The sequence below is a fragment of the Chromatiaceae bacterium genome, from assembly GCA_016714645.1.
Taxonomy (GTDB): Bacteria; Pseudomonadota; Gammaproteobacteria; order Chromatiales; family Chromatiaceae; genus M0108.
Genome location: JADKCI010000005.1, coordinates 88,137 through 110,949, shown reverse-complemented (window position 1 = coordinate 110,949; position 22,813 = coordinate 88,137). Strand labels below are relative to the sequence as shown.

Genomic DNA, 22,813 nt, shown 5'->3' with positions numbered 1-22,813 from the left:
CGTCCGGGCAAGAGCCATCCATGGCGACGATGCGGCGGCATCCTGCCCCCGCAGTAGCGGGTCCGCACCTAGTGAATGCTCCAGGGCACCAAACACGGAATCTCCGCCACCACCCGGTAGCGGCCGGGCCACTGCCCTTTCTGGCCAGTGCGCGTCCAGGCGGTGATGACAAAGCCGCCGCCCTGCTGGTAGTCGGGGATCAGTCGATCCGTTTGCTCGGCGACGAGGAGCACCGCGTAGGGGGCAGCGGAGCCATCTTCCCAGAGCAACTCCAGGGCGTCCCGGCCGCCCTCGCTGACCCAGGGGCCGCGCGAGACGATGACCTCGCGCGCCCCGCGCAGTTCGCGCAGGATAGTTTTCTGGGCGTCGGGGATGAGTAAGCGCCCGGAGCCGGCATTCCAGGACAGGTAGAAATAGCCCGCCTGGGCGTGGGGGCTATCCCAATAGTTCGTCTCGGCCAGGATCTGGCCCTGGTTGCGGATCATGAGGGGGTGCATGGCGTCTCTTCGGGGCGGGCGCTGGCGTCCATTGCCGCCGCACTGCTGGCCAACGTCTCCGGAACAAGCGGTTTATAGGACGGGGAGCGAATCATAACGGATTCAAGGTCAGCTCCAGTTGCTGGCACTTTACGTCCCTGTAACAGCCCGGCCCGTCCGGGGCCAGAGCAGACCGGCTTGGTGGCTGCGCCCACCTGGCGGATTTGATGTCCCGGCGTCAGGTCGAGCGCAGGCCAGGGGAGCGCGCGGAATAGCGCGCACCCCTGGCTTGCTGGCTGTATCGGGGCGGATAGCCCGGGGCGTGGCCCGCGAATAGCGGCCCACCGTCGCGGCTTCACCTCCCCGGATGGCCAGGGGAGCGGCCAGAATAGCCCGCACCCCTGGCAGGCTGGCTCTCTCGGGGCGGTTGGCTTATGGCGTGGCCCGCGAATAGCGGCCCACCGTCGCGGCTTCCAGGTCCGGGCGGGGCAGGGGCGCGGCCAGTAGCCCGCCCCCCCGCCGGCTGGCCCCTGGGGGCTGGCAGACCCGGCCATGGCCCGCAATTAGCGGCCCATCATCCCATGACGCTCCGCCACCGGCCCTCGGCAGTAGCCGGGGCCGGAGGCTGCGCCGTGCCCGGGTCCGTCCGGGCAAGAGCCATCCATGGCGAAGATTGCGGCGGCGGCCTGCCCCCGCAAAGTCGCGGCTTCAGCGTCGCCGCACTCAGGACCGGCCAGCCAACGGCCAGCACGGCGCCCGGGAGGGTCGCACGCTCCCCACCCGGGCTTGCGCTGGCCATCGGCGGGCCTGCACCGCTATTACTTGTAGCGTGGGGTGGCAAGGGTCCCGGGCCAGCCTTCAGGGCCAGGGTCGCGGCCAAATAGCCCGCCACCCTGGCCCTTCCCGGCTGGCCCTGCATCGTCGCGGCGGGTAGGGGGTAGCGTCCTGCAAGACGGCGCGCCTTCCCTGGCTTGCGAAGAAAGCTCGTGCGCACCCCATTCCCATGCCGGCACTTCGCCCTGCCCAAAGAGTACCCCAGGGCCTGACGCTCCATTCCGCCCTCCGTAAAAAAAACCCTGTTTAGATTTGGTTTTGTGTTTTTTTTCCTCCGGGCTCCACTCCGCGCCAGTCCCTGGGGTACCGAAGAGGGCAGGGCGAAGCGTCGGCATGGGAATAAAGGGGGTTGGGTATGCGCGCAAAGCCGGTTTGGTGCTGCGCAACCTAAAGATTTGATCGCCCCCCCCGCCCCCTCCGGGGGAGCAGGGCTCGCATCAACATGGGCGGGGCCTGCGGTGGGCGCGGGGGGGCTCTGGCGGCCTCCTGGGGGGCCTGGCGGGCCTGTCCTGGCCCGCGGCGCCCTGCGCTGGCCCTGGGGTTGGCGCTCGCGCCGGTCCCCGCCTGGTGGCGGTGGCGCCGTCCCTGGCCCGCGCCGCCTGGGCGCGCGCCGGCTGGCCGGGCGCGCGCTGCCGGGCGCCTGGCGCTTGTGTTTTCCCCTGTATTTTCATCGTCTTACTTGCAAATAGCGCTCCTGGTGCTATACTAATAGTACCGGGGGCGCTATCCTCCCCCGGTCGGCGTGCGGGGGGGCGCCCACCGGCCGGGCGGTTTCCCGGGGCTGGCCTGCCTGGGGGTGTGCCATGTCGGCTTCTTCTTCCGCTTCTCGCTTCCTTTCCGTCCCTGCGTCGTTCTCCGGGCGCGTGGTCCTGCGCGCGCACCGTTCCGGGTCGGTGTGGGCCTGGCGTGCCGTTCGCCGGGGTGATCGCCCTTCGCCCGCTTGCCTGTTTTTGCCCGCGCCTTCGCGCGGCCTGGCCCTGCGGTGGGCCGCTTGCGCGCGTTACCTCGGCTGGGCCGCTTATGTGCGCGTTGGTGTTGGTTGCGCCGTGTGGCGGTCTGGCCCGCTGGCCGCCGCCGCGCCGGCCTGGGCGTGCAAGGTCGTTCTCCCCTCCGGGGTCTCCGCCGCCGCTGGCCGCGCCGCCCTGGCCCGTGCTGATCGCGCCCTGGCGCTGCAAGGCGCCTGATGGCCCTCCGCTCCTCTTGGTGGCTGCGCGTTGGGCAGCCACTGCCGCCCGGGCCTCTTTGGCTATGGGCTTCCCCCTGGTCGGGGGGGCTGTGGCCCTGGGCTTTGGGGTTGCTCGCCCTGCGTCGCGTGGTACGGCCCTGGGGTTGGCGGGTGCGGGTGGCGGGCATTGCGCGCGCGGCTCGTCGTCGGGCGCTGTGGTGTCGTTGGGTGCCTGCGCCTCGTCGCCGCTTGGCGCTCGCGCGGTGGGCGGTGGCGGTGGGCGGTCAGGTGCTGGTGTCGGGTGCCGCCCTGGTGGTGCTGTTTTTCATTGATTGGCTATGGGGTTAGGGGTTGCCATGTTTGATTTATGTTCGGTTTTCAATGGGGCTGGCCGGCTGGCGGTGGGTGGCTCGCGCAATTTGGGCGGGCCTGGGGCCTTCGCCCTGGTGGATCTGGCCACGGCTTGGCAGGCTGGCGGGGGGTCTTTGGGCGTGGGTTGCTCCATTGGCGCGGATGCCATCGTCGCGGGTGGCGTCGCCGTGCCGCGCCGGCTGTCCCTGTTCGCCATTTGCTCGCCGGCTGGCGATGGGGCCTGGTCGGGGACTGCGCGCGCCTCTATCGCCGCCGCCCATGCGCGCGGGGCCTCGGTTTACTGGCTGGCGGGTGGCCCGGTATCGCTCCCGCTGCCTGCGCGCCTGGCCGCTCGCTCGCGCGCCCTGGCGCTGGCCTCGTCGGGGTGCCTCGTCGCCGTGTCGTCGCGCACTTCGCCGGGGTCTTTCCTGCTGGCCGGGTCGGTTGCGGCTCGTGGCCTGCCCGTCTGCGCCCTGGCCTGCGGGTTTCCCTGGTACTGCCTCCCGCCGCTGGCCCCGGGTGGCCACTGGCGGGGGCTGGCCAAGGGTGACGGTTTGGCCGCCGCTCTTTGGGTTGGTGGGCATTGATGGCCCTTCACTATTGCCCGCCCTGGGGGGCGGGTTTCACGGGAGATAGAGAGATGCGCTTTGCAGAGATCGCCGCGGAAGCCCCGCGGTATGGGGTTGAGTTCCGCCGTGTCCTGGGGCGGGATGGTTCCGATCATGGCTGGGTGGTAGAGCGGGGTGACGGCCTGCGCGCGGTGGTTTACCGCCTCGGGCCGCGGCTCTGGTCGGCTTGTTGTGGGTCTGGCCGCTTTACCGGGACCCAAGCCAACGCCGCCCACTGGGCTTTAGATGTCGTCGCCAATGGCGACCCTCTTTAGTGAGTCATCGCCCCGCTCGCGCGGGGCAGGAGTTGAGACCGTGAATATCGCTGCAACCATCCTGGAGCAGTTGGGCGGGCGCCGCTTTCTCGCCATGACGGGCGCGAGTTGCCTCGCGGATTATGGGGACGCCCTGTCCTTCAAGCTCCCCGGGCGCTTTGCGCTGCGGGGTATCAATTTCGTCAAGATCCGGCTGAACGGCATGGATCTGTATGACCTGCAATTTGGCCAGATCCGGGGCAAGACGTTTCAGGTGGTTGAAGAACGCGAGGACCTCGGCTGGGAGGAGTTGCAGCCGGTCTTTACCGAGGTTACGGGCCTGGACACTCATCTCTGATAGGAGCGCATCCCATGAACGATCTATATGCCGGGCGCACGCGTCGCCAATACCTGCACGACCTGGCCGGTGAGTATGAATTGCCGCTGGATGTGGTCCTGATGTTGGCGTCCATGCTGGGACCCAGCGAGGACTTCGACGGCCTGGTTACCGAGCTTTGCGACATCGCGGACTCGGGCGAGTTCGCCGGTTTTGATGCTTAACAATCACCGCGCCACGGACGGCGCATCAATCGAGGGTTTTGTCATGAGTGTTTCAGGTATTTGGGCGGTTGGTGGTTCCAGGTCACTTTCGCGATCTGGGCAGGCTGTCGCGCAATATGTGGTGAGCGAGCTTCTGGCCTCTGGCGAGCGGCTGGCGGTTGGCTGTTGCCTGGGGGCCGATATGGCGGTTATCGGGGGCGCTGTCGCCGGTGGGCACGCGCGCCGCCTGCACATCTTTTCAGCGTTTGGCCCTCTCGTTGTGCGGCGCGGGGCGGTGGCCGCCGCCGGTGTATGTTCGCTGTCCGCCGTGGGCACGGTAGCCGCTGCCGTGGACCTCGGCGCCAGCATCACCCCATGGGCGGGTGGCGGGCCGGACCTGCACATAAAAGCCCGGCTGCGCAATCGCACCGGGCGGGTGGCACGGGCCGCCACGGCGGGCGGGGTTATCGTCGCGGATCGTGAGTTCGGGCCTGGATCGCTCTTGCTGGCCGCTCAACTGGCCGCCCATGGTTGCCCAACGTATGCGGTCACCTTGGCCGCCCTGGTCCCCGCGCCGGGGCCTGGAGCCTGGGTGTCCGGTTACTTTCTCGGCTTGCCCTGCTGGCGGTTGCCAGCCTCAACGCCGGCTGCGCTGGCCATCGCGGCTTGAGCCATGTTGCCGCTTGCGAAAAGCGCTCTGGGCGCTATAATTAGCGCCGGGGGTATTTCTGTGTCCGCAGGAAGCGCTTTAAGCGCTTCAATTAGTACCGGGGGGTACACATGAACACCACGTCTTATATCGATCAGGTTGAGATCCGGGCCGCGGGTATCCCCGCCCTGGCCGGGATCACCGCCTACGACTATCAGCCACCGTTCCGGGGGTCGCCGTACCTCTGCGCCTGTAGTGATGACTACTATGGGCATGACGAGATCGAGTGGGAGGTCCTGGACCGCCGCGGGCGCCCTGCGCCCTGGCTGGAGCGCAAGCTCTCCAAGGGAGAACGGGAGGAGATCACATCTCACCTCCTGGAGCTCGCCGCCGCCGCGCGCCGCCAATGGGCGGAGGAAGGTGACCTATGAGCACCTCAACCGCACTCGCCACGGTTTCCGAGCTACAGCCGTCGCCCGTATCGATGGGCATCCTGTCAGCGGCAACGCCTGGGGCACTCGTCCAAGGCGCTACCGTTATGGCTCACGCCCTCGCCGACATCATCCGGAGCCAAAAACTCGCTACCCGCATCCAGGGCCGGGAGTTCGTTCAGGTCGAAGGCTGGACCACCCTAGCCACCATGTTGGGCGTCGTCGCCCGCGAGGTGGCGACGGTCGAGCATCCCGACGAGCCGGGGGTTTTCATCTCCACGGTCGAGCTGGTACGCATGGCGGACGGGGCCATCATCTCCCGCGCCAGCGCGGAATGCGGGGCCCCCGATGAATTGGACCGGTACGGCAAACCCGTATGGGCCAATCGCCCCCGTTACGCTCGCCGCTCCATGGCGCAGACACGCGCCACGGGCAAGGCTTGCCGGCTGGCTTTCTCCTGGATCATGCGGCTGGCCGGCTATGAGCCCACGCCAGCCGAGGAAATGCCCAACGATCAACCCGCCGCGCCGGTCCCCCCACCGGCCCCCACCGGGGCGCCTCAGCCCGGGCGGCACTCTGGGGCACCTATCAGCGCGGCCCAGCATCGCCTGCTGGAGGCCCGCATCACCGCCATGGGCCTCGACCGGGACCGGCTCAAGAACTGGCTGGCCCGGGCCTGGAACGTCCAGCATCTGGCCGAGATCCCCGCCGGCAAATATGCCGAGTTACTCGTCCGCATGGAGTCGTGGGCCGCGCGGGACTACGCGGAGGAGCAGCAGGCCAGCGGGCGGGAAGAGCAATCGCGGGAAGAATGGTTGGCGGACTACGCCGCCGCCATTCACGGGCAATAAGGGGAGCACAAATGAACACGCAATTCAGTATTCACGGGGTCGCCAACATCGGTGTCGCCTTCACGCGGGCGATGACCACGGGCGGGACGATTTATTGGCAGGAATTCACCTTCTATGACCAGCACGGCCAGCCCATCGGGCGCGTCGTCGCGCACCTGGAGGGACCAGACGCCGCCCTGACCACCGGGCCGGTCTACCGGTCACCCCGCCCCTAACCCCCACCTGGCCAGGGACGGCCACCGGAGATCGCAACATGCACACCGCATTACAGACCAGCCACCCCCGGGGCCTAGACGCCGTGCTCGGGCTAAACGACGCGGTTCTCTTCACCCAAGACAACCTGGAACGCGCCCTGGAGATCCTCGCCGACGTGGCGGGACCCCTGGTCGCGGACGTCACCGAGGAGCAGGGCCGACGGGAGATCAACCGCATCACGCGCGCCGTGGGCGGAGCCATCGCCCGCCTGGATGAACGGCGCCGCGCCTATGTGGCGGACCTGAAGGCCAAGCCCAAGCAGATCGACGACCTCTTCCGCACCACCTTCCGGCAGCCTGCGGAACTGCTGAAGGAGCGGATAAGGGCACCCTTGACCGCCTGGGAGGAGGAGATCCGCCTCGCGGACGAGGAGACGAACCGCCTGATCGGGTTGCTGAACACCCCCATCGCGCACGGCACCCCCGCCGCCGCCATCCGCCAGCGCCTGGAGGCCGCGCGCGAACTGGACCTCCCAGACTGGCTGACCGGCACCCAGCGCGGGGAAATCGTCGCCGCCATGGAGCGCAACATCCCCCGCCTGGAAACCGCCCTGGAGGCCGCCAGCCACGCCGAGGAGCAGGCCGCGGAGTTGGCGCGGTTGCGAGCGGTTGCGCGTGAAGCGGAATTGCTAGCCGCGCGTCAAGCGGCAGCCGAGGAAGCCACGCGGGCCGCCCATGCCCAGCAGGCCGCACGGGAGGAGCAGATCCGGCAGACAGCCGCCGCCACCGCCCGGGCCGCCGCCCTGGCGGAGGTGGCCGCCCAGCGAGCACCCGCGCCAGCGCCAGCAACCGCGCCCTCCGCGGCACCGGAGCGGGATGACCGCGCCCTGGTCCATCGCGCCCTGGTGGCGGATCTCGAGGATCTCGGCCTAGCCACCGACATGGCAAAGCGCCTCATCGCCGCCATCGCCCGGGGCCAGATCCCCCACCTGGCCATCACCTACTAAGGAGCATCCCGATGAAAGCCGACAAATGGGGCACCCCCAGCGAGAACATCCGCTTCGCCGCCCACTGGCTGCCCGCCACCGCCGCCAAGCTGGCGGGGAAGTGCGTGCGCTGCAGCGACTGCCACGACTTCACCGCCGGACCCGGGCCGCACCTGCGTACCGGTCCCTTCTGCGAGCACCTGGGCCTTGCCACCCGGCAAGGCGCCTGGTGCAGCCACTGGCGCGAGCGCCAGGCATGAGCCAGGCCCTCGCCGCCCTGGCCTGGGTGATCGCCGCCTATACCGGCGGCATCGCCCTGGCCCTCACCCTGGAAGGGTGGCTGCGCCGCCCGGATCGGGAACCATGAACCCCATCGCCATGAACGACGCCGAGCAGTTGAGCGACGCCGAGCGCCTGGAGCTGGCCCGCGAATTGATGCAATGGGCGAGCTATTACCTGGCCCACGTCCAAGCCACCCACACCACCCACCGCGCCCGGGTGGACCTGTCCATCGCCACGGACACCACCCGCGAGGCCCTGGCCGAGCGCCAGGTCCCCGGTTTCATACCGACACCACCCGACTTATTCAGCACCATGGAGTAACTGTCATGTCCAGATCACTGAACCGCGCCCAGATCATCGGCAACCTGGGCACCGATCCCGAACTCAAGGCCCTGGCTTCGGGCATGGCCGTCTGTCGGCTGTCCGTCGCCACCAGCGAAGCATGGAACGACAAGACCACCGGCGAGGCCCGCGAGGAAACGGAGTGGCACCGGGTCACCCTCTGGGGGAAATTGGCGGAGATTGCGTCCCAGTACCTGCACAAAGGGGACAAGGTTTTCATCGAGGGCAAGATCCGCACCCGCAAATGGCAGGACCAATCCGGCCAGGACCGCTATTCCACCGAAATCAACGGCGACAATATGCTGATGCTGGGTGGCCGGCCCCAAAACGAGGGCTATGGTGCCCAACCGCAGACCTATTACCAGCCAGCACCCCAGGCCAACCCGCCCCGGCAGGCACCACCACCGGCTCAACCGCGGTCCAACTACCCGGCAGCCGCGCCGCAGCACTTCCAGGCGCCACCGCCGGGCCTGGATTTCGACGACGATATCCCTTTCTGAGCAATGGACGCGCCGCACCTTCTGAGCCTGGAGACCGCCGCCGACCGGCTGGCGGTCTCCGTTCGCACCCTGCGCCGCCTGCTGGCGGCCGGGGACCTGCCCTCGGTCCGCATCCGCGCGGCCCGCCGCATCCTGGCCAGCGATTTAAGCGCTTACATTGCCAGTAATAGCACTGTCAGTGATAATCAACCCGGGGTGGCGGTAAACGGAGAGACCAAATGCCACGAAAACAAGTACGTGACCAAGACGGAATATACCGGCGGAAGGACTCGCCCTATTGGTGGGCCAGCCTCCCGCGCGTTGGCGGGGGCAGCACTCGCCGCAGTACTGGGGTTCCCATCGCCGAGGACCCCGAGGGCTTGAAGGCAACAGCCGTGCGCGCCCAATGGCGAGCCGAGGGCATCACGCAACGGACAGGGGAGGGGGCCACCTTCGATGACCTGCTCTTGATGTACCTGCGAGAGGTGGCGGACCACAAGCGGGACGCGGGCCGCTACCACAGCGCCGCCCGGGCATTGTTCCCGCACTTCACGGGCCGGCTAATGGCGGACATCGGCGCCCAGGAGGTCCGCGCCTACATCGCCCACCGGCAGGCCCAAGGACGGCAGCCGGGGGGCATCAACCGGGAGTTAAGTCTCATGAGTGGCGCCACGCGCTGGGCCAAGAGCGAACTGGAGTGGGACCTCCCGGCTAACCCATGGGCATCGCGATTCCTGAAGCCATCGCCGCCAAGGACGCGGTATCTCAGCCAGGAGGAAGCCGCCGCCCTGCTCCAGGCCGCGGATGGGATGCACCACGCGCCCTATCTAGGGGATTACCTGCGCCTCATGCTGGCAACGGGTCTCCGCCCGGGAGAGGCCCGGGGTCTGACCTGGGAGCGTGTGGACCTGGGGCGGAGGCTCATCCGCTTCGAGGTGGGGGACCAGAAAAACAACAAGGCCGGGACGATCCCGCTGAACGACGCAGCTCGCGCCGCCCTGGTGTCCCGCGCCCGCTTCCGCGCCAGCCATTGCCCGGGGTCGGCCTGGGTGTTCTGCAACCAGCAGGGGAGGCCCTTTACGGATATCCGCTTTAGCTTCGCCACCGCTTGCCGGCTGGCGGGGGTCGCCGACCTCCATCCCCACGACCTACGCCGCACCTTCGGGAGTTGGTTGGCGCAAGCCGGGATACCCATCGACCGGGTGTCAAAATTGTTGAGGCATGGCAACGTGGGGGTCACGGCTAGCGTGTATGCGCACCTCCGCCCGGAGGACCTGGCGGACGCCGCCGCCACCCTCGACGGGTACGGACTCTCACGCTCGGTTTCACGCGCCGCGCCCGAGGAAGAAAAAGCGCCCGCGAAGGCCACGGCAAGCTAGTGTTTTAACGCGGGTTTTCCAGAAACCAATCGGGCGGGTCAATCGTCATCGGGGCCAGAGGAATGCCGGGTTACCTTCATCTTCTGGATGGGCGCGGGGCGTCATTGCCCCCGGGGGGCATCACCGTTCCCGCCGCCGGGTCCGTTTCTGCTGCAGGCGCGCCAAGGCCAGGATGGGACCCGAGAGGGCATAGGTCAGGAAGCCGAGAAAGAGGATCACGGGCGGATGCAGATAGATCAGGGCGAAGCCGAGCATGATGACGATGGCGGCGACGAAGGGCACCCGATTGCGCAGGTCCAGGTCCTTGAAGCTGCGATAGCGGAAGTCACTGACCATGAGGAGGCCAGCCAGGGTGGTGAGGATGGCGGCGAGCCAGTTCAGATTGGCGCCGGTCACGCCCTGATCGGCGCCGATCCAGACACCGGCGGCAATGATGGCGGCGGCGGAGGGGCTGGGCAGGCCCTGAAAGAAGCGTTTATCCGAGGTGCCCAGCATGGTATTAAAACGCGCCAGGCGCAGGGCGGCGGTGGTGGTGTAGATGAAGGCCGCCAGCCAACCGACCTTACCCAGACCGCCGAGCGCCCATTCGTAGGCCACCAGGGCCGGGGCCACGCCAAAGGCGACCATATCCGAGAGGCTGTCGTATTCGGCCCCGAAATCGCTTTGGGTGTTGGTCATTCGGGCGACCCGCCCATCAAGACCGTCGAGGATCATGGCCGCGAAGATGGCGACAGCCGCCGCCTCGAACTTTCCCTGCATGGCCCCGATGATGGCGTAAAAGCCAGCAAAAAGGGCGGCGGTGGTAAAGAGATTCGGCAGCAGATAGACGCCGCGCCGGCGCTTTGGGGGTTGAGGCTGGGTTTCGGGCTGGGTAACGATTTCGTCCATGGCATGGATTCGCTGAGGGGGGAATGCGGGTCAGTATAGCGAGGGGGGCAGGGAGGCGAAAGCGGCCGCCCGCCATTTCCGGATCAGGTCCGGCAGGATGAAGAGGCCGCTATCCGCCTCGAAAAAAAGGGGGGAAAGCCAGTGCCCAGGCGCCCCCGGACTTAGCCTCCCCGGACCTTCAGATCCATGAAGGGGCCTCCTCGACCTGTCTTAGGGCGGCATGGGCATGCGCGAAGCGCCCTTCCAGCGCCATCGCCTCGGCGGCCGGTGCCGGGCCGGCGAGGAACCATCGCTCTATCAAATGGGTACTCGTCGCCTGGGGATTACCCTCGCCCATGGCCAGATGTTCCTGGAGACGGTTGACCTGAAAGGCCAGTCGCTCCGCGGCGCATTCCGGAGGTGAGTCGATCTGGGCCAGAATCTCCAGGCGCAGGCAGATCTCGGCGCGTTCACGGGCATTGGCGACGCGCTGATCGGCGAGATCGGTGGCGCCAGGGGTTGCCGATTCCCGGGCCCGCTGGCAGCGAGCCTCCATGCCCTGGCGTAGCCGGTCGTTCGGGTGGGGGCCCAGGGCCTGCCATTGGGCCTCGGCGGCGGCGATGGCGCGGGTGGCATCCTCACCCTTCTCCAGGGCGTGTTCCAACTCGGAGCAGACCTGGGCCTGGCGGGCCAGGAGGTCGAGGGTTTGGCGACGTTGCCGGGTCAGCCGCTCCTGGCGCCCGGTCTGGATCTGGAGCAGGGCCTGGCGCCAGCCGCGATCCAGGTCGGTGGCGGCCTGGCGGGGTACGGGTAGCTGTGCCGCTTCCTGCCAACGGGCCTCGAGGGCTGGCAAGGCATCCGGGCCATCGGCCACGGCCTCCGACTCGGCGCGGGCCAAGGCCTCGGCCTCGGCGCGAATCGCCTCGCGAAGGCGCAGATTGTCCCCCATCTCGGCGGTCTGAGCCTCGTGGCGCTGGCGGCGTCTTTCGAAGACGACATCACAGGCGGCGCGGAATTGCTGCCAGAGGCGGTTTTCGTCCCGCTGGCGAGCGGCGACGGTGGTGTGCCATTGGGACTGAAGACGCTTGGTCTCTTCGATGGCTCGCTCCAGATCCGGGGCGGTCGCCAGGGCCTCGATCCGGACGATCAGTTCCTGTTTGAGCCTTTGATTAGCCTCCCGTTCAACGCCGAGACGGTCATCGAGCCGCTTGAGCGCGGTGCGAAAGCGCCGTTCCAGGCCGCGCTTGTGGCGGTCTTCCACCTCGCCGAGATGCTCCCAGCCTTCGCGCATCTCACGCTCGGCGCGTTGGGCCTGTCGCCAATCGACGCGTCCCCAATCGACCTGGTCGAGAAATGCCTCGAGTTGGGCGCAAAGGGCCTCGCGGGCGGCGCGGGCGGCCTCGCGCTCCCGGGCCCTCTGTTCCAGCCAGGGCTTGCAGAGGGCATGGACCCGATCGGCGGCGGCGGCAAAGCGTTCCCAGAGGGGATGATTGGCCGGGGAACCATCACGCTCCAGTTCCTTCCACTCCTGCCGCAATTCCTGCAGACGGCTGGCCTTGGCGGCGAGCGGGAGGTCTGCGGATTCAAGTTCCTCCATGGCCTGACAGAGGCCTTCGCGATGGGTATCCGCGCCCCAGCGCCGCCACTTCTGCAGATCGCGCAGACGCGGGGTCAGGGCCTGAAGACGCTCCTTAAGGTGCCTGGTCCCGCCCAGGGGCAGGCCGCTGGCCGCGGCGGCATCAATGGCGGCCTGCAGGCTCTGGTACAGGGGTTCGGCCCGCTTGAGTTCGCCCGCCGCGAACGCCGCTTCCAGTTCGGTCAGCTTGTCACTGGCCTGGGCGAGCCGCTGTTCGGCGTGGCGATGTTGCCGGCTCTGCCGTTCCGCCAATTGCAAACGGGCGGCGGCGACGGCGGCAAGCAATTCCTGATCCGGACCCGCCAGAGGGGGCAGGTCCTGGACCTGTGACAGCAGGCGGGCCAGCCGGCGATGCTCGATGGGTCGGGATTGGTCGAGGGCCTCGTGGGCCTGGGCGAGCCAGGCGGAGAGGGCTACGAGAGATTGACTGTCGCGGGCCAGGGCCTCCTGGTGGGACTCGGCGGCAGTCAGGGCGGCCTGGTAGCGGCGCGCCAGGCCGCTGGGCGGGTGGCCCAGTGCATCCCAGTCGGACCTGATGCCCTGGAGTTGCTCGCGTAGCCGTGCCTCGTCGGAGATGTCGAGGCAGGGGGCCAGTGCCGTTATCAGCGCCTCCCGTGCCGACTGGTTGGCGGTCTCGGCCTCGGCCTCGGCGAGTTGACTGGATTGGGATTGCCGATGGGTCTCGTAAGCCGCCAGAAAGCGCTCACGCTGGCGGGCATAACGATCCCGCTCGACCTGGTCCGTTTGTTCGGCGATCTCGCCCCATTGGCGGTCGAGCAGATCCAGCAGGGCCCGATCCTGGCTCCAGTTTTCGAAGCGCCCCAGCATTTCGAGCTTGGCACACAAGTCTTGGCACTGAGCGCGCACCCGGGCGGGGCGCCCCTCCCGCTCGGCCAGTTCCTTCAGGCGGGTATGGACCAAGCGGTAGACGTGCTTGTCCTTTTTGCCGATGCCCCGCGCCACCCGTTCCAGGGCCTCCCGATCCTCCAGTCGCTGGGCGGCCGCGGCACGAACCGCCGTCGCCGCGTCGCCCAGTGCGCGGCTGGCCAGCGCGGCTTGGTCGGTGAGACGTTCGATAGCGGCCAGGCGGATCTCCGCTTCCCTGGCCTCGGCGGCGACCTGCGCCAGGATGGACTGATCCTCAAGATGGCCGACCTCGGTCTTGCGCGATATCAGGTCCAAGGGGGACGTCTCATGTCCACACAGGAGTTGGCGATAGCGCGCGCCGGCGACCTCGCGAATCTCGGCGTTGGGATCCCCCTGGGCCAGAGTGCGCAGCTCCTCCAGGCTGGTGAGGCGGCGGTAAGCCTGGAGATGCTTGGGCCCTTCATCCGCGCTGGACGGTTTGCCAATATCAGGAGTGGCGGTTGCTTGCCGGCGACGGGAGAAGAATCGCGTGAAGATCATGGTAGTTCCTGAAGTGTAGGAATCGCGCCAAGCCCTGGCGTACCAAGGCAAGCACGGCTATATCCGGTTTGCCCGGTGCATAACGGAATCGCCCACGAAGGGGTTGTGGCGTCGCTCGTCACCGACGGTGGACATGGGCCCGTGGCCGGGGATGAACCGCAGATCGTCACCTAGAGGAAACAGACGGTTGCGAATCGATGCGATCAGATCCCCATGGTTGCCCCGCGGAAAATCGGTGCGGCCAATGGAACCCTGAAAGATCACGTCGCCGACCTGGGCGAGCCGGTCCGCGGCGGAGTAGAAAACGACGTGTCCAGGGGTATGGCCTGGGCAGTGGAGGACTTCGAACTGACTGTTACCCAGCGCGATCTTATCCCCGCTCTCCAGCCACTGACTCGGGGTGAAGGCCTCGATAGGCGGGAAGCCAAAGGTAGCGCACTGGCCGGGCAGGCCATGGAGCAGAAAGGAGTCATCGGGATGGGGCCCCAAAATGGGCAACCCCAACAGCGCCGCCAGGGGACCCGCCGCGCCGACGTGATCGAGGTGGCCATGGGTCAGCAGAATCTTGACGAGGGTTACGCCGCTCTTGTCAATCAGTGCCAGGAGACGGTCCAGGTCTCCACCAGGGTCGACAATAGCGGCCTCGGCGGTCTGATCGCACCAGAAGAGGGTGCAGTTTTGCTGGTAAGGCGTGACCGGCAGAATACGATATTTAAGCATTGAAATCTTTGTTTAATATGCCGTTATTCATGGTGGGCATCAAGGGCGCGGGCGGAGGACCCCAGGTAGGGAGAGGGGAGGGCAGCCACCCTTAGGGGGTTAAGGGTGCTGCCACAAATCCTGATGGTGATCAGTTGCCCTTGGCGGGCGTGGGATCTTTGCTCGGTTTGGCTTCCTTGCTCGGTTTGGCTTCCTTGGCCGGCTTAGCCTCTTTCGCGGGCTTGGCAGCCTTGGGTGACTTGGCATCCAACCGCTTGATCACCTCATCGGTCAGATTCTTGTCGGCCTCCACATAGAGCAAACCGCTCTGGCTACGCTCGAAGATGGCGGTCAGCTTCTTTTCCTTGCCCAACTCGGTGATGATCTCCTGGGCCGGCTTGATGATGCCACCGCCCAGCTTGGCCTGGTCCTGGGACAGCTCCTGCTGGGCCATGGCCGCCTTGCGCTGGATTTGGCTCACGCGCTCCTGGAACTCCGCCTTACGCTTGTCGAGCTCGGCCTGACTCATGAGGGCGCCATCGCGGGCGAGGCTTTGCTGAAGCTGGAGGATGCCCTTTTCTTCCTTTTCCAGGGCCGCCTGGGGCTCGGCATATTTATCCTGGAGGGCGGCGAAGGCTTGCTTACCCAGCTTGCTCTCCTCGATGACCCGCTGCATATCGACATAGCCGATGGTGATGGGTTCGGCGGCGGCCAAGGGGGCGCAAACAGCGGCTAGGGCAAGGGCGCAAGCAAGGGATCTCATAAGGGGCTCCTATCGAGGGTCGAATTGAAAGTCATAACGGGGGGATTTTAACCCCCCGCGCGATTCGCGGCATCGTGAATCTTTTGCCACCCCATATAGCCAGGCATCAGGCCCCTGGGCCAAGCTGGCAAACAGAGGAAGTGGCTTGGGCTTGCGCCACAGGCCCCGACTGTTACATCCTCCTATCTATCCGCTCCCGACCAGGGGAGCGCTTGGCTTTGCTCTACCCGGGAGACTATAGGTGGCCAATTCGCTCCAAGACCAGTTAATGAAGGCAGGCCTGGTCAACGCTCAGAAGCTCAAGCAGACCAAGACTGATAAGCGCAAGGAAAATAGACAGTCCCAAGGAAATCCTAAGGCCCAGGAAGAGATTCGGCAGCGGGTTCAAGAAGAGGCAGCCGAAAAGGCCCGGCGCGATCGAGAACTCAATCTAAAGCGCCAGGAGGAGGTCAGGCGTCGGGAAGAAGAGAACTCCATACGCCAACTCATTCATTCGCATCGACTCGCGCGCGCGGGTGGCGACATCGCTTTCAACTTTCAGGACCAGGAGCGGCTAAGGCGGATCTATGTAACCGCTGAACAACAACGCGCCTTGGTCTCGGGCCGACTGGCCCTGGTCCGCCAGGATGCGGAGACAGAACTGGTCCCGCGCGAGGTCGCCGAGAATCTAATGACCCGGCATGCGGCCCTGGTGCTGGTCCTCAACCACTCCGAGGCGCGGGGCGAACAGGAATCCGCCGAGGATGACCCCTATGCGGCCTACCAGATTCCGGATGACCTGATCTGGTGAGCCACCCAGGCCTCCCGAACGGCGATCGCTGGTGGGGCAAGGCGCTAACCTATCCAGGGCCCTCGCAAGACCCATGCTGATCGACACTCATTGCCATCTGGACGTCGCCGACTTTGACCTGGACCGGGACCAGGTACTGGCCGAGGCCCGGGCCGCCGGAGTCGGCCGCATCCTGGTACCTGCTATCCAGGCTGCTGGCTGGCAAGGACTTATCAGCCTTTGCCAGCGCGAGGCAGGACCCTTTCCGGCCCTGGGCCTGCATCCCGTATTCCTTGAACGGCACCAGGCCGGGGACCTGATCGAGCTGGCACGACTTATTGCCACCGTTCGACCCGTGGCGATAGGGGAGATCGGCCTGGATTTTTTCATTCCCGATTTGGATCGGGCCCGACAGCAGGCGCTGTTCGAGGAGCAGCTCACACTAGCTGTCTGCGCTAATCTGCCGGTGGTGATTCATGCCCGCAAGTCCCACGACTACGTTATTGCCTGTTTGCGCCGCATCCGCACCCGAGGCGGCATCGCCCATGCCTTTAGTGGCAGTATCCAGCAGGCTCACCAATACCTCGATCTGGGCTTTAAGCTGGGATTTGGTGGCATGCTGACCTTCGAGCGCTCCAGCCGCCTGCGCGCCCTGGCCAAGGCCTTGCCCCTCGATGCCCTGGTACTTGAGACGGACGCCCCGGACCTGACGGTTGCCGCCCATCAGGGTGAACGCAATAGTCCCGCCTACTTACCCGATGTGTTGTTAGCGCTTGCCCAGGTGCGTGGTCAGGACCCTGAGTTCCTTGCCATGCAAACCAGCAACAACGCCCTGGCGGTTTTCGACTTTGCCGCTTGGGAGAGAGCCAGGGCAGATCAGGCGAGATCCGAATCACGATAAAAACCTCAAATGGGATCACCCGACCGGGTGTAGCCATCGGCTGCCCATCTGACTTTACATAATACCCATTATACGCAATCATGTGCCTGGCTAATCAGCCCTTGCTCTAGAATGCCACGGGACGCGCCGGAACTAAGGCACTGACATCATGATAAGATTCGCTCCTTAATCTGGCACGGACTCTGGGCATCCGTAATCAGAAAGGCTGACAAAAGAGGAATTATCGTTGAACTTGCGTGGGTTATTGAATTTACTAGCTTTATGCAGTCTGGGACTGGTCTTGGTCGGATGCGCCTCGTCGCCACGATCGGGACAGTACGCGGATTCGGAAGATGCGATGTCTCAACTCGTCCCCGACCCGAATAAACCCAGCATGTTCTTCTCTGGCGGCAATATTCAGCAGGTCCGGGGCGCGGCCATGGGTGCGGCGGTCACTCAGGGTTGGGAGGTCCAGAAGGCGGGCCGCGACAGCTTGATTCTGCAACGCAACCTTGACGATGCCGCGGCGGAAAACCTCGCGCCTGGGGCTTCGCGGGGGCCTTTTCCGCCGGTTATCGAGGTTCGGACAGACTTTTTCGACCGCTCCGGCGGCGTCGAGGTGCAATTGGGCGCCGAGGCCGTGACGGCGCGCGGTACCGACAAGGAGGTGCGGCAAGACTATACCGAGACCTATCGCAACGAACTGACCCACTCACTCTCGATCCTACAAAATTCCTGGCACGAGGCTCGACCCCGTATTGCCAACGCCCTGCCGCCCATTGGTGGCATGAGGGATACCGCGCCAACCGATTCTTCCGCCTCCGAGTCGATCACGAATGCCGCGCCGGTCAGCCACCCGTCGAATTCCATGGTGGACATCCCCGAATCGGTAGCCGAGGACAATCAGCCAAGCTCGGCGGCAACCTGGGCCTTGCCACCGGCGGCAGCCACCACGGCGACCGCCGCAGCCCTAACGAGGGCTAATACGCTCCCGCCCAAGCCCGCGCCGGTCATGCCTGTAACCAAGGTTTCCCAAGCCCCCAAAGCAGCCCCGCCAGCCAAGACGGCCACCAAGGTGGCCTCCGCCCCAGCCCAGTCCCTGATGCCAAAACCCCCTACCAAGGCAACCAGTTCCACGGCGACTGGCCCTAAGGCAGTTTCCCTCTTCGCTAAACCCACGACCACCGCGCACAGCGGCAAACCGGCCGCGAAGACAGCCCCAAAATCGGCAACAGCGGGCACGGCGAAACCCCAGGTCGTGGCGGCTAGTCCGAAAACGGCACCGGTGGTCACCCCCAAGCCTGCCACCAAGACCCCGGCACCGGCGAAAACGGCCACGGTCACCGCCAGCAAGACTCCTGCCTCGGCGACCTCCAAACCCGCTAGCCCCGCCACCAAGGCGGCGGCGAAAGCGGTTCCGTCCGCCACGAAAGCCCCCGCAGTCCCGCCTGCCACCAAATCCAAGGCCACGCCCACAGCCAAGGCGCCCGCGGTTCCTACGAAAACCGCTACGGCTACTAGCCCAAATTCGTCCAAAACCAAGGACAAGTAGCCTGCCTCGCGCTTCAGGCCACAAGGCAGGCGGGTCCTTTTCCGAACCACTGCGAGAACGCATTGGCGTTAGCCAGGGCTGGGCGGAAAATGCCTGGTCATGAACCTCCTCGCCACCTCCCCTACCCCGCCTCTCGGCCTGATCCTTGGGTGCCTGCTGATTTTCACGGCCTGTTCGCGGGTATCCCCGGAACAGACCCAGGATGCACCCGATCCCCCGCTGGTTCTGCTCGCGGAGCGCGGTGATTTTCCGGCCATCGATGCCCTGCTCGCCGCGGGAGCTGCCCCCGACCCCGTGGATGGCTGTCACTGGACGCCCCTCATGAAGGCCGCCCTCAAGGGCTATCTGGCGACCGCGCAACGATTGCTGGACGCGGGGGCCGATCCCAATGCCGAGGATAAGGGTGGTTACACCGCCCTCATGCTGGCCGCTTCCCGAGGGCATGGGGACCTGGTTCGTCTTCTGATCGAGCGTGGCGCGGATGTGGACCGCCAGGAGCGCGACGCGGGTTGGAGCGCCCTCCTTTGGGCCGCCAAGGATGGTCGTCGGAACAGCGTCGCCATCCTGCTCTCCCAGGGCGCCAACCCCCATCTCCAGGATGCGAATGGCCGCATTGCCCTCGACTGGGCCCGGGAGAATGGCCATGGGGACATCCTGGAGTTATTGACTGCCCTACCGCCGGGAAGCCCCTGAACGCCATCTGAATAACGGGGCCGCTTGTCATGCCCGGTGGCCAGCCACACTTCTTATACCTACCTTATTACCGTCCGGGGCCAGCCCCCCGAGGATCCAAACGCCATGAGTCGTGCACAACGCATCCAGAACCACCTTACCCGGGAGCTAAGTCCACTCCATCTGGAGTTGATCGACGAAACCACCCAGCACAATGCGCCCCCGGATGGAGAATCCCACTTCAAGCTGCTGGTCGTCAGCAATCACTTCACGGGACTCAAACCCATCGCCCGACATCGCCTCATCAATGGTCTGCTGGGAGACGAATTCGCCGCCGGCCTACATGCCCTGGCAATGCATGCCTGGACGCCGGATGAATGGTTCCTCAAGGGTGGCCAGGCGCCCGCATCGCCCCCCTGCCTGGGTGGCGGTAAAGATTAAACTCCCAATTTATCAAATAATAATCGGAGAATTTTAAGCCTGATACAGAGACCCGTACCCCGGTGATGATTGTCTCCCCTCGTTACGAAGGTCTATCATCTCTCTTCTCGAAAAAGTCCGACGAAATCCATTAGCCCCCTGGCTGATTCACGGCCCTGGGGATGAAATTAATTCGCCGTTTATTCATGGCTTGAGTCCAGTTCCAAAAGCCCCTCCCCGTCCTAACCCTGGCTACCCACATACCGATCCCGGGCCGCCTTGGCGCGCTCGAAGACCTCCAGCAGGGCCTCCCCATCCCCGCCTTCGACGTCGGCGGCGAGTTCGGCAAGCTCGCGCTGGAACCGGGCGAGCATCTGGCCCAGGGCCTGGCGATTGGCGAGGCAGATATCCCGCCACATGATGGGGTGGCTGGAGGCAATGCGGGTAAAGTCGCGGAAACCACCGGCGGCGTAGCGAAAAATCTCGTCGTTTTCCCGCAGCCGCGCCAGGCTATCGACCAGGCCATAGGCCAGGAGGTGCGGCAGATGGCTGGTGGCGGCCAACACCTCGTCGTGATGATCCACCGCCATTTGCGTTACCTCGGCGCCACAGGCCTCCCACATGGCCTGGACCTGGGCGGTGGCCGCCGGGTCCGTGTCCGGCAAGGGGGTCAGGATGACGCGCCGGTTGCGGTAGAGTTCGGCAAAGGAGGCATCGACCCCGCTCTGCTCCGTGCCCGCGATAGGGTGGCCGGGGACGAAACGCGGGGGCAACCGACCAAAGACCTGACGGGCATCCGCCACCACGCTGCCCTTGACGCTGCCACCATCGGTCAGAATGGCGCCAGGGGCCAGGTGATCGCGGATAGCGGCGAAGGTGGTGGCCATGGCCCCCAGGGGTACGGCGATGAAGACCAGATCGGCGCCGGTTACCGCCTGGGCCGGGTCCTGGTAGTAGCGGTCGATCACCCCCAATTCGCGGGCCCGTTGCAGATTGTCCCGTGAGCGCCCGCAGCCCACCACCTCGCCCACAAAGCCGGCCCGGCGCAGGGCCCGGGCCAGGGAGCCCCCGATGAGGCCAACGCCGATGACCGTGAGCCGCTGAATCATGCCGACAAGGCCACCGCCAGGGCGGCGAGCAGGCGGGCATTTTCCGCCTCACGACCGATGGTGACGCGCAGGTGATTCGGCATGCCATAGTTGGCTACCGGACGGGTGATACAGCCGGCGCGCAGCAGGGCCTGATCGATAGGGGCCGCCGGGCGGCCCAGGTCAAGGGTGATGAAGTTGCCTACCGAGGGGATATAGCCAATCCCCAACTGGCGGGCCCCCTCCTCCAGTTGCCGCATGCCGCTCCGGTTCAATGCCAGAGAGGCCCGAACATGCACCTCGTCGGCCAATGCCGCCAGGGCCGCCGCCTGGGCGATGCTGTTGACGTTGAAGGGCTGACGGACGCGGTTGAGCAGGTCGGCGATATGGGGGTGGCTGAGGCCATAGCCCACCCGCAGGGCCGCCAGACCATGGACCTTGGAAAAGGTGCGGGTGACGATAAGGTTCGGGAACCGGTCCAGCCAGCGGGTAGCATCCGGGAAATCCGGATCCTCCACATACTCGGTGTAGGCCTCGTCCACCACGGCGACGCAGGTATCCGGCAGTTCCCCCAGAAAACTGGCCAGGGTGTCGGCATCGAGCCAGGTCCCGGTGGGGTTGTTGGGATTGGCGATCCAGACCACCCGGGTGCGCTCATTGACCAGGGCCGCCATGGCCTCCAGATCGTGGCCATAATCCCGCGCCTTGGCGATGCGGGCCCTGGCCCCCACCGCCTGGGTGCCGATGGCATAGACCGCGAAGGCGTGCTCGGAGAAGACCGACTCCTGGCCCGGGTGCAGAAAGACGCGGGCCACCAGATCAAGGACATCGTTGGAGCCATTGCCGAGGGTGACGGCGACCGCCTCCAGGCCGTGATGCTCGGCCAGGGCCCGGCGCAACTCGAAGCCGCCCCCATCGGGATAACGCCCCAACTCAGTCAGTGCGGCCATGGCCGCCTCCCGCGCCAGGATGCCGGGACCCAGGGGGTTTTCGTTGGAAGCCAGCTTGATGGAGTTGGAGATACCCAGTTCCCGCTCCAGCTCGGACAGGGGCTTGCCAGGGATATAGGGCTGCAGGCCAGGCAGGCCGGGCGCCGTCAGTTTGAGAAAGGGGTTGAGAAGGGTAGTCATATTTGGGCCTCGGCGGGAGCGATTAGATCACGGCCTTGGGATAGGAACCCAGGACCCGGAACAGGCTGGTGGTCCGGCGCAGGGTCTCCAGGGCCGGCGCGACGGTCGCGTCTTCCCGGTGGCCATCGATATCGACAAAAAAGACATAGTCCCAGAGTCCCCGCCGGGAAGGCCGGGTTCGATGCGGGTCATGCTGATGCCATGAGCCGCCAGGGGTTCGAGCAGGCCGTAGAGGGAGCCGGCCTCGTTGTGGCAGGAGAGCAGCAGGCTGGTCTTGTCGTCGCCACTGGGGCGGGCATCCTCGGTACCGATCACCAGGAAGCGGGTCGTGTTGCCCGGTTCGTCCTCGATGCAGTGCTCCAGGATGCCCAGGTCGTAGATGTCCGCCGCGGCCTCCCCGGCCACCGCCGCCGCGGCGGGATGGTTGGCCGCCAGCCGCGCGGCCTCGGCGTTGCTGTCCACGGCAATCCGCTCGGCCAGGGGCAGGTGGCGATCCAGCCAGCCCCGGCATTGGGCCAGGGATTGCTGGTGGGAAAACAGCGTATGAATTGCCGCCAGGTCCGGCTCCCGGCTCATGAGGTGATGATGAATGCGCAGGCTGACCTCGCCGGCGATACTCAGGGGGGAGCGTATGAAGGTATCAAGGGTGTGGTTGATGACCCCTTCGGTGGAATTCTCCACCGGGACCACCCCATAGTGGCAGGATCGGGCCTCGACCTCCCGGAAGACATCGCCAATGCTGCCCACCGGCACCGTGTTGGCGGCGTGGCCGAAGTGCTTGACCGCCGCCGCCTGGGTAAAGGTCCCCGCCGGACCCAGGAAGGCCACCGCCAGGGGCTGCTCCAGGGCCAGGCAGGCGGACATGATCTCGCGGAATAGACGGGCCATGGCCTCCCCGCTCAGGGGCCCCGGGTTGCGGGTCTTGATCCGCCGCAGCACCTCCGCCTCGCGGCCCGGACGATAGAAGTGGCTATCGCCGACCTCAAGCTTGATGACGGCCACTTCATGGGCGCAGGCGGCGCGGGCGCTGAGGAGGCGCAGAATTTCCCCATCGATGGCGTCAATACGCTGACGCACATCCGCCAACTGTTCTTCGGAGGTCATGGCCC

27 protein-coding genes and 1 pseudogene are annotated in these 22,813 nt (G+C 66.1%); 20 read left to right on the top strand and 8 right to left on the bottom strand.

Features of this window, described 5'->3' with window-relative positions; all coding sequences use genetic code 11:
* Window positions 1-68: 68 nt before the first annotated feature.
* On the bottom strand, window positions 69-497 hold the full coding sequence (locus tag IPN92_17055; protein ID MBK8639893.1) for a hypothetical protein: 429 nt from the start codon (window positions 495-497) through the stop codon (window positions 69-71).
* A gap of 1,859 nt (window positions 498-2,356) precedes the next feature.
* Between IPN92_17055 and IPN92_17050 the strand changes: the two genes are divergently transcribed.
* From IPN92_17050 to IPN92_16980, 15 genes are all read left to right on the top strand, one after another.
* On the top strand, window positions 2,357-2,494 hold the full coding sequence (locus IPN92_17050; protein ID MBK8639892.1) for a hypothetical protein: 138 nt from the start codon (window positions 2,357-2,359) through the stop codon (window positions 2,492-2,494).
* Window positions 2,495-2,831: 337 nt separating this feature from the next.
* Window positions 2,832-3,413 (top strand): hypothetical protein, encoded by a 582-nt coding sequence (locus IPN92_17045; protein ID MBK8639891.1) that lies wholly within the window; start codon window positions 2,832-2,834, stop codon window positions 3,411-3,413.
* Between the two features lie 53 nt (window positions 3,414-3,466).
* A complete protein-coding gene (locus tag IPN92_17040) occupies window positions 3,467-3,709 on the top strand; it encodes a hypothetical protein (GenBank protein ID MBK8639890.1) in 243 nt (80 codons plus the stop codon).
* A 40-nt stretch (window positions 3,710-3,749) separates the two neighbouring features.
* The gene (locus tag IPN92_17035; protein MBK8639889.1) at window positions 3,750-4,046 is read left to right on the top strand and encodes a hypothetical protein; all 297 of its coding nucleotides are present in this window, start codon (window positions 3,750-3,752) and stop codon (window positions 4,044-4,046) included.
* Between the two features lie 14 nt (window positions 4,047-4,060).
* On the top strand, window positions 4,061-4,249 hold the full coding sequence (locus IPN92_17030) for a hypothetical protein (protein MBK8639888.1): 189 nt from the start codon (window positions 4,061-4,063) through the stop codon (window positions 4,247-4,249).
* Between the two features lie 121 nt (window positions 4,250-4,370).
* Entirely contained in the window at window positions 4,371-4,898 is a 528-nt protein-coding gene (locus IPN92_17025; GenBank protein MBK8639887.1) for a hypothetical protein, read from the top strand.
* A gap of 110 nt (window positions 4,899-5,008) precedes the next feature.
* Window positions 5,009-5,308, top strand: a complete 300-nt coding sequence (locus IPN92_17020) for a hypothetical protein (protein MBK8639886.1) — start codon at window positions 5,009-5,011, stop codon at window positions 5,306-5,308.
* Window positions 5,305-6,159 carry a hypothetical protein gene (locus IPN92_17015; protein MBK8639885.1) on the top strand — a complete coding sequence of 285 codons (855 nt, stop codon included), beginning with the start codon at window positions 5,305-5,307 and terminating at the stop codon, window positions 6,157-6,159. The genes IPN92_17020 and IPN92_17015 overlap by 4 nt, the downstream gene beginning before the upstream one ends.
* Window positions 6,160-6,170: 11 nt before the next feature.
* Entirely contained in the window at window positions 6,171-6,374 is a 204-nt protein-coding gene (locus tag IPN92_17010) for a hypothetical protein (protein ID MBK8639884.1), read from the top strand.
* A 38-nt stretch (window positions 6,375-6,412) separates the two neighbouring features.
* On the top strand, window positions 6,413-7,360 hold the full coding sequence (locus IPN92_17005) for a hypothetical protein (protein ID MBK8639883.1): 948 nt from the start codon (window positions 6,413-6,415) through the stop codon (window positions 7,358-7,360).
* A gap of 11 nt (window positions 7,361-7,371) precedes the next feature.
* The gene (locus tag IPN92_17000) at window positions 7,372-7,599 is read left to right on the top strand and encodes a hypothetical protein (protein ID MBK8639882.1); all 228 of its coding nucleotides are present in this window, start codon (window positions 7,372-7,374) and stop codon (window positions 7,597-7,599) included.
* A 103-nt stretch (window positions 7,600-7,702) separates the two neighbouring features.
* Window positions 7,703-7,942 carry a hypothetical protein gene (locus IPN92_16995; protein ID MBK8639881.1) on the top strand — a complete coding sequence of 80 codons (240 nt, stop codon included), beginning with the start codon at window positions 7,703-7,705 and terminating at the stop codon, window positions 7,940-7,942.
* A 5-nt stretch (window positions 7,943-7,947) separates the two neighbouring features.
* On the top strand, window positions 7,948-8,463 hold the full coding sequence (ssb, locus tag IPN92_16990; protein MBK8639880.1) for a single-stranded DNA-binding protein: 516 nt from the start codon (window positions 7,948-7,950) through the stop codon (window positions 8,461-8,463).
* Between the two features lie 3 nt (window positions 8,464-8,466).
* The gene (locus tag IPN92_16985) at window positions 8,467-8,826 is read left to right on the top strand and encodes a helix-turn-helix domain-containing protein (GenBank protein MBK8639879.1); all 360 of its coding nucleotides are present in this window, start codon (window positions 8,467-8,469) and stop codon (window positions 8,824-8,826) included.
* Between the two features lie 86 nt (window positions 8,827-8,912).
* Window positions 8,913-9,821, top strand: a complete 909-nt coding sequence (locus tag IPN92_16980; protein ID MBK8639878.1) for a site-specific integrase — start codon at window positions 8,913-8,915, stop codon at window positions 9,819-9,821.
* Between the two features lie 120 nt (window positions 9,822-9,941).
* On the opposite strand, the gene pssA is transcribed toward IPN92_16980, so the two are convergent.
* The 4 genes from pssA to IPN92_16960 all read right to left on the bottom strand — a co-directional run bounded on the left by pssA (window position 9,942) and on the right by IPN92_16960 (window position 15,193).
* Window positions 9,942-10,709, bottom strand: coding sequence for a CDP-diacylglycerol--serine O-phosphatidyltransferase (gene pssA / locus IPN92_16975; protein MBK8639877.1), 768 nt, complete (start codon window positions 10,707-10,709; stop codon window positions 9,942-9,944).
* Window positions 10,710-10,887: 178 nt separating this feature from the next.
* Window positions 10,888-13,731: a DUF349 domain-containing protein gene (locus tag IPN92_16970; protein MBK8639876.1), complete on the bottom strand. Its 2,844-nt coding sequence runs from the start codon at window positions 13,729-13,731 to the stop codon at window positions 10,888-10,890.
* A 57-nt stretch (window positions 13,732-13,788) separates the two neighbouring features.
* Window positions 13,789-14,451 carry an MBL fold metallo-hydrolase gene (locus tag IPN92_16965; GenBank protein MBK8639875.1) on the bottom strand — a complete coding sequence of 221 codons (663 nt, stop codon included), beginning with the start codon at window positions 14,449-14,451 and terminating at the stop codon, window positions 13,789-13,791.
* Between the two features lie 130 nt (window positions 14,452-14,581).
* Entirely contained in the window at window positions 14,582-15,193 is a 612-nt protein-coding gene (locus tag IPN92_16960) for an OmpH family outer membrane protein (GenBank protein MBK8639874.1), read from the bottom strand.
* 241 nt (window positions 15,194-15,434) lie between these two features.
* Between IPN92_16960 and IPN92_16955 the strand changes: the two genes are divergently transcribed.
* The 5 genes from IPN92_16955 to IPN92_16935 all read left to right on the top strand — a co-directional run bounded on the left by IPN92_16955 (window position 15,435) and on the right by IPN92_16935 (window position 19,507).
* Window positions 15,435-15,983, top strand: coding sequence for a DUF2058 domain-containing protein (locus IPN92_16955; GenBank protein MBK8639873.1), 549 nt, complete (start codon window positions 15,435-15,437; stop codon window positions 15,981-15,983).
* Window positions 15,984-16,056: 73 nt separating this feature from the next.
* On the top strand, window positions 16,057-16,863 hold the full coding sequence (locus IPN92_16950; protein MBK8639872.1) for a TatD family hydrolase: 807 nt from the start codon (window positions 16,057-16,059) through the stop codon (window positions 16,861-16,863).
* 337 nt (window positions 16,864-17,200) lie between these two features.
* Window positions 17,201-18,394, top strand: coding sequence for a hypothetical protein (locus tag IPN92_16945; protein ID MBK8639871.1), 1,194 nt, complete (start codon window positions 17,201-17,203; stop codon window positions 18,392-18,394).
* A 99-nt stretch (window positions 18,395-18,493) separates the two neighbouring features.
* The gene (locus IPN92_16940; GenBank protein MBK8639870.1) at window positions 18,494-19,087 is read left to right on the top strand and encodes an ankyrin repeat domain-containing protein; all 594 of its coding nucleotides are present in this window, start codon (window positions 18,494-18,496) and stop codon (window positions 19,085-19,087) included.
* A 105-nt stretch (window positions 19,088-19,192) separates the two neighbouring features.
* Window positions 19,193-19,507 (top strand): BolA family transcriptional regulator, encoded by a 315-nt coding sequence (locus IPN92_16935; protein ID MBK8639869.1) that lies wholly within the window; start codon window positions 19,193-19,195, stop codon window positions 19,505-19,507.
* 221 nt (window positions 19,508-19,728) lie between these two features.
* Here IPN92_16935 and IPN92_16930 read toward each other — a convergent pair whose 3' ends face one another.
* The 3 genes and pseudogenes from IPN92_16930 to pheA form a co-directional block, all read right to left on the bottom strand.
* Entirely contained in the window at window positions 19,729-20,595 is an 867-nt protein-coding gene (locus IPN92_16930; GenBank protein MBK8639868.1) for a prephenate dehydrogenase/arogenate dehydrogenase family protein, read from the bottom strand.
* Window positions 20,592-21,704: a histidinol-phosphate transaminase gene (locus tag IPN92_16925; GenBank protein ID MBK8639867.1), complete on the bottom strand. Its 1,113-nt coding sequence runs from the start codon at window positions 21,702-21,704 to the stop codon at window positions 20,592-20,594. The genes IPN92_16930 and IPN92_16925 overlap by 4 nt, the downstream gene beginning before the upstream one ends.
* A 22-nt stretch (window positions 21,705-21,726) precedes the next feature.
* A pseudogene (gene pheA, locus IPN92_16920) lies at window positions 21,727-22,808 on the bottom strand (prephenate dehydratase).
* Window positions 22,809-22,813: the final 5 nt, after the last annotated feature.

Excerpts from the sequence above, each read along its gene's own strand:
- IPN92_17005 (MBK8639883.1), top strand. The coding sequence starts at position 6,413 with ATGCACACCGCATTACAGACCAGCCACCCCCGGGGCCTAGACGCCGTG.
- IPN92_16950 (MBK8639872.1), top strand. The coding sequence starts at position 16,057 with ATGCTGATCGACACTCATTGCCATCTGGACGTCGCCGACTTTGACCTG.
- IPN92_16965 (MBK8639875.1), bottom strand. The coding sequence starts at position 14,451 with ATGCTTAAATATCGTATTCTGCCGGTCACGCCTTACCAGCAAAACTGC.
- IPN92_16935 (MBK8639869.1), top strand. The coding sequence starts at position 19,193 with ATGAGTCGTGCACAACGCATCCAGAACCACCTTACCCGGGAGCTAAGT.
- IPN92_17000 (MBK8639882.1), top strand. The coding sequence starts at position 7,372 with ATGAAAGCCGACAAATGGGGCACCCCCAGCGAGAACATCCGCTTCGCC.
- IPN92_17030 (MBK8639888.1), top strand. The coding sequence starts at position 4,061 with ATGAACGATCTATATGCCGGGCGCACGCGTCGCCAATACCTGCACGAC.
- IPN92_16940 (MBK8639870.1), top strand. The coding sequence starts at position 18,494 with ATGAACCTCCTCGCCACCTCCCCTACCCCGCCTCTCGGCCTGATCCTT.
- IPN92_17055 (MBK8639893.1), bottom strand. The coding sequence starts at position 497 with ATGCACCCCCTCATGATCCGCAACCAGGGCCAGATCCTGGCCGAGACG.
- IPN92_16945 (MBK8639871.1), top strand. The coding sequence starts at position 17,201 with ATGTCTCAACTCGTCCCCGACCCGAATAAACCCAGCATGTTCTTCTCT.
- IPN92_16930 (MBK8639868.1), bottom strand. The coding sequence starts at position 20,595 with ATGATTCAGCGGCTCACGGTCATCGGCGTTGGCCTCATCGGGGGCTCC.
- IPN92_16985 (MBK8639879.1), top strand. The coding sequence starts at position 8,467 with ATGGACGCGCCGCACCTTCTGAGCCTGGAGACCGCCGCCGACCGGCTG.
- IPN92_16995 (MBK8639881.1), top strand. The coding sequence starts at position 7,703 with ATGAACCCCATCGCCATGAACGACGCCGAGCAGTTGAGCGACGCCGAG.
- IPN92_16980 (MBK8639878.1), top strand. The coding sequence starts at position 8,913 with ATGTACCTGCGAGAGGTGGCGGACCACAAGCGGGACGCGGGCCGCTAC.
- pssA (MBK8639877.1), bottom strand. The coding sequence starts at position 10,709 with ATGGACGAAATCGTTACCCAGCCCGAAACCCAGCCTCAACCCCCAAAG.
- IPN92_17020 (MBK8639886.1), top strand. The coding sequence starts at position 5,009 with ATGAACACCACGTCTTATATCGATCAGGTTGAGATCCGGGCCGCGGGT.
- IPN92_16925 (MBK8639867.1), bottom strand. The coding sequence starts at position 21,704 with ATGACTACCCTTCTCAACCCCTTTCTCAAACTGACGGCGCCCGGCCTG.
- ssb (MBK8639880.1), top strand. The coding sequence starts at position 7,948 with ATGTCCAGATCACTGAACCGCGCCCAGATCATCGGCAACCTGGGCACC.
- IPN92_16960 (MBK8639874.1), bottom strand. The coding sequence starts at position 15,193 with ATGAGATCCCTTGCTTGCGCCCTTGCCCTAGCCGCTGTTTGCGCCCCC.
- IPN92_17010 (MBK8639884.1), top strand. The coding sequence starts at position 6,171 with ATGAACACGCAATTCAGTATTCACGGGGTCGCCAACATCGGTGTCGCC.
- IPN92_17045 (MBK8639891.1), top strand. The coding sequence starts at position 2,832 with ATGTTTGATTTATGTTCGGTTTTCAATGGGGCTGGCCGGCTGGCGGTG.
- IPN92_16970 (MBK8639876.1), bottom strand. The coding sequence starts at position 13,731 with ATGATCTTCACGCGATTCTTCTCCCGTCGCCGGCAAGCAACCGCCACT.
- IPN92_17040 (MBK8639890.1), top strand. The coding sequence starts at position 3,467 with ATGCGCTTTGCAGAGATCGCCGCGGAAGCCCCGCGGTATGGGGTTGAG.
- IPN92_17015 (MBK8639885.1), top strand. The coding sequence starts at position 5,305 with ATGAGCACCTCAACCGCACTCGCCACGGTTTCCGAGCTACAGCCGTCG.